The sequence below is a fragment of the Streptomyces sp. SID5910 genome (assembly GCF_009862125.1).
GTDB lineage: Bacteria > Actinomycetota > Actinomycetes > Streptomycetales > Streptomycetaceae > Streptomyces.
This window is the reverse complement of record NZ_WWHX01000079.1, coordinates 1-3,660: the sequence shown is the minus strand read 5'-3', so window position 1 is coordinate 3,660 and position 3,660 is coordinate 1. Positions and strand designations below refer to the sequence as shown.

At 73.9% G+C, this 3,660-nt stretch carries 3 protein-coding genes; 1 reads left to right on the top strand and 2 read right to left on the bottom strand.

What is annotated here, in order from left to right; genetic code table 11:
- Window positions 1-62 precede the first annotated feature (62 nt).
- Both GTW67_RS03190 and GTW67_RS03185 read right to left on the bottom strand, forming a co-directional pair.
- On the bottom strand, window positions 63-575 hold the full coding sequence (locus tag GTW67_RS03190) for a DUF2771 domain-containing protein (protein WP_202436764.1): 513 nt from the start codon (window positions 573-575) through the stop codon (window positions 63-65).
- 59 nt (window positions 576-634) lie between these two features.
- Window positions 635-2,023 (bottom strand): MFS transporter, encoded by a 1,389-nt coding sequence (locus GTW67_RS03185; protein ID WP_161163261.1) that lies wholly within the window; start codon window positions 2,021-2,023, stop codon window positions 635-637.
- A gap of 567 nt (window positions 2,024-2,590) precedes the next feature.
- Here GTW67_RS03185 and GTW67_RS03180 point away from each other — a divergent pair.
- Window positions 2,591-3,517, top strand: a complete 927-nt coding sequence (locus GTW67_RS03180) for a DUF3027 domain-containing protein (protein ID WP_161163260.1) — start codon at window positions 2,591-2,593, stop codon at window positions 3,515-3,517.
- The last annotated feature ends 143 nt before the right edge of the window (window positions 3,518-3,660 follow it).

Sequence of the window (3,660 nt, the reverse complement as noted above, 5' to 3'; positions counted from 1 at the left end):
AGCCACCGCGTCCCGTTCGACGGGGACCGCGGTGGCCACGAGGACGCGCACGGAGGACGTGGTCAGTCGTCCTTCTTCAGCTTGAAGACCCACACGCCGGTGATCTTCTGGCTGCCGTCCTTGCCGTCCCGGGCCGCGATGGCGACGTTCGTCGAGTCGCCCTGGGCGCCGTACTGGGCGTTGAAGAAGACGCTGCCCGGAATGGTGCGGTACGTCTTCTTGCTGTCCTCGACCAGCTGCTGCCCGTTCATCAGGATCGTCCAGTGGTCGTCGGCGATCTCCGGGTCGACGCCGAAGCGGACGGTCTCGTCCTGGTCGACGGTGATCGACTTGGCGTCCGGGTCCTTCAGACACTTGTTGATCTCGTCGTCGGACAGGGCCTTGTCCTGGCCCCCGCAGGTGGCCTCGGAGCTGACCGAGTCACTGCCGACCGTGATCGTGGAGATGGCGGTCGGCTCGTCACAGGCGGACAGCAGGAGCAGTCCGGCGGATACGGCACCGGCGGCGGCGACGGCACGGCGGCGTCGCACAACGCGGTGTCCGATGGCGGCTGCGCCGCGGGGCAACGTGGTCATGGGACGAAGGCTATATTGCGGCTCCTGCCGTCCCCCCACCTGGGTACGGCGTGGCGTGGTCACGCCACCCTGGCCCGCGCGGCGCCGCCGTGCCGGGCCGAACCGATCAACCCCCGTACGGTGGTCAGCCATCCGGCGGCGATGATCGCGGCGGCCACGGACAGGCCCAGCGTGCCGTTCAGCGGCAGCGCGATGCCCACCGCGCCGCCGAACACCCAGGCGACCTGGAGCAGCGTCTCCGAGCGGGCGAACGCCGAGGTGCGGACGTGCTCGGGCACGTCCCGCTGGATCAGCGCGTCCAGGGACAGCTTGGCCAGCGCCTGCGCGAAACCGGCCACCGCGGCCAGACACGCCACCAGCACCGCGCCGAAGAACACCGCGGCCGTGAGCGCCGCGCCCAGCACGATCGCGACGACCGTCACGATGATGATCTCCGGCGCGCGGGACCGCAGCCACGCCCCGACGGCCGTGCCCAGCGCGTTGCCCGCGCCCGCCGCGACACCGACGATCCCCAGCGACATGGCCGCGCTCTGACCCGTCATCGGATGGACGCGCAGCAGGAACGCCAGGAAGAAGATCAGGAAGCCGGTCAGGCAGCGGATGGCGGCGTTGGCGGCCAGCGCGTGGGTGACCGCCGGGCCCACCGTGCGCAGCCCGGGGCGCTTGCCGGACCTGCGGTGCGGGCCGTGCAGATGCCGCTCGTCCGCGGCGAGCAGCGCCCGGTCCTCGCCCCGCGCCGAGTCCACCTTGCGCGGCAGCGTGAACGACAGCACGGTCCCCGCGACGAAGATCACGAACGCGCCGTACAGCGGCCAGCGCGGCCCGAGCGCCTGGAGCCCCGCCCCGATCGGCGCGGCCACGCCGGTGGCGAGCAGCCCGCACAGCGTCACCCGCGAGTTGGCCTTCACCAGCGAGAACCGGGGTGGCAGCAGCCGGGGCACCACCGCGCTTCTGACCACGCCGTACGCCTTGGAGGCGACCAGTACGCCGAGCGCCGCCGGATACATCTCGATGCTGCCGGTGATCACCGCCCCGGACAGCACCAGTGCGAGCAGCGCGCGGGCCCCCATCGCCGTCGCCATGGCCGCGCGGCGGCCGTGCGGTACGCGGTCCAGGATCGGGCCGATGACCGGGGCGAGGAGGGTGAACGGGGCCATGGTGATGGCGAGGTAGAGCGCGACCCGGCCGCGCGCCTCGTCGGTCGGCACGGAGAAGAAGACGGTGGAGGCGAGGGCGACGGTGATCATGACGTCGCCGGCGCCGTTCACTCCGTGCAGCTCGATCAGCTTGCCGAGGCCGGACTCGCCGGCGCCGTGCGCGTGGGTCGCCCGGCGGATGCCGCGGACCGTCCCGGTGACCGGCAGGCGCAGGGCACGGCCGACCGCGCGGAACCAGCCGGGACCGCGTGCCCGGCTCCCGCGCTTGAACTCCGTCCGTGCGGCTGCCACTCCGTCATAGTGCCCCGAGAGCCCGGGCTATAGCGCCGTTACGGCACGGATGGCACGGATGGGTCGGGGGCCGGGTCTCGGCCTCGGCTTCGCCTTCGGCCGTGGTGTTCCCACCCGCACCACCCGTGCGGGTTGCGTTGTCGGGTGCGGGTGGCCCCCGTGGGGTGCGCTCGCCGTCGGCGGCTGCCGGTTCGGGGGTGGTGGGGACGGCGGGCTTCGCGGGGCCGGGTGCGGTGCTCGGGTGGGGGCGCGGGGTGTGTTTCGGCCGGGCCCCGCACGGGTTCCGGACGGTCCGTCTGGACCGTGCGGGGCCCTCGGAGAGCGATCGTGCCCTCGCCGAAACTCCCGTCGGTGTAGGCCCAGCGCACATGAGCAGGTAGCGTGCCTAGCGCGCCGTGGCGAACGTTCTCGGCCGCGCGCCTTACGGCCATACCGCAGAATGGATGACGTAGGTGTGCCCGAGCGCGATCGGGCGCGGACGTCGACGCGGTCCACAGGTCCGCTCCGTCCGCCCCCTCGCAGTCAGCGGCGCACTCGTGAGACGGCGTATGGAGAGAAGCGATACCTGTGAGCGCAGCGACAACGCGAAGCCGCACCCCTGACCGTCTGTGCGCCGAGGCCGTCGACCTCGCCCGCGCCGCAGCCGAGGAGGCCGCCGCCCCCGGCGTCGTCGGCGAGCACGAGGGGCTGGTGTCGGAGGGCGACCGGGTCGTCACGCACTACTTCGCCGCCAAGGAGCTCGGCTACCGCGGCTGGCGCTGGGCCGTCACCGTGGCCCGGGCCTCCCGCGCCAAGATCGTGACCGTGGACGAGGCGGTGCTGCTGCCCGGCCCCGACGCCCTCCTCGCCCCCGAGTGGGTGCCGTGGAGCGAGCGGCTGCGCCCCGGCGACATGGGCCCCGGCGACCTGCTGCCCACCGACGCGGAGGATCTGCGGCTGGAGCCGGGCTGGACCGGCGAGGACGAGCCGCCGCCGAACTCCGTCGTCTCCCACGAGATGGCCGACCTGGTCGAGGCCGAGGACGCCGAGGTCACGGCCGGGCCGCCCGCCGAGCTGTCCACCACCCCGGCCCGCGGCACGATCGCCGCGGTCGCCGAGGAACTGGGCCTGCGACGGGCGCGGGTGCTCTCCCGCTACGGCCTGCACGTCGCGGCCGACCGGTGGGAGGACGCCTTCGGGCCCAAGACGGCGATGGCGCAGGCCGCGCCGGCCACCTGTGCCTCCTGCGGCTTCCTCGCCCGTATCGGCGGCTCGCTGGGCCAGGCCTTCGGCGTGTGCGCCAACGAGTTCGCCCCGGCGGACGGCCGGGTCGTGTCCCTGGCCTACGGCTGCGGCGGGCACTCCGAGGCCGCGGTGATGCCGAAGACCCCGCAGCCGGCTCCGCCGGTGATCGACGAGACGCGGATCGACCCGTTCCCGTTGCGGCCGGCGTCGGACTCCGGGTCGGTGCCGGTGGCCGAGGACGAGGCGTCGGCGGACCTGGGGCATTCCTAGCAGGTGGCTCGCGTTTGAGCGCGGGTGCGTCGTGGCTCGCGCCGCGTGCGGGTGCGGGTGCGTCGTGGCTCGCGTCCCCGGGGGCTGCGCCCCCGGACCCCCATCGGCCTTGACGGCCTCGTCCTCAAACGCCGGACGGGCTG

Coding starts and splice junctions, on each gene's coding strand:
- GTW67_RS03190 (WP_202436764.1), bottom strand. CDS start 575: ATGACCACGTTGCCCCGCGGCGCAGCCGCCATCGGACACCGCGTTGTG.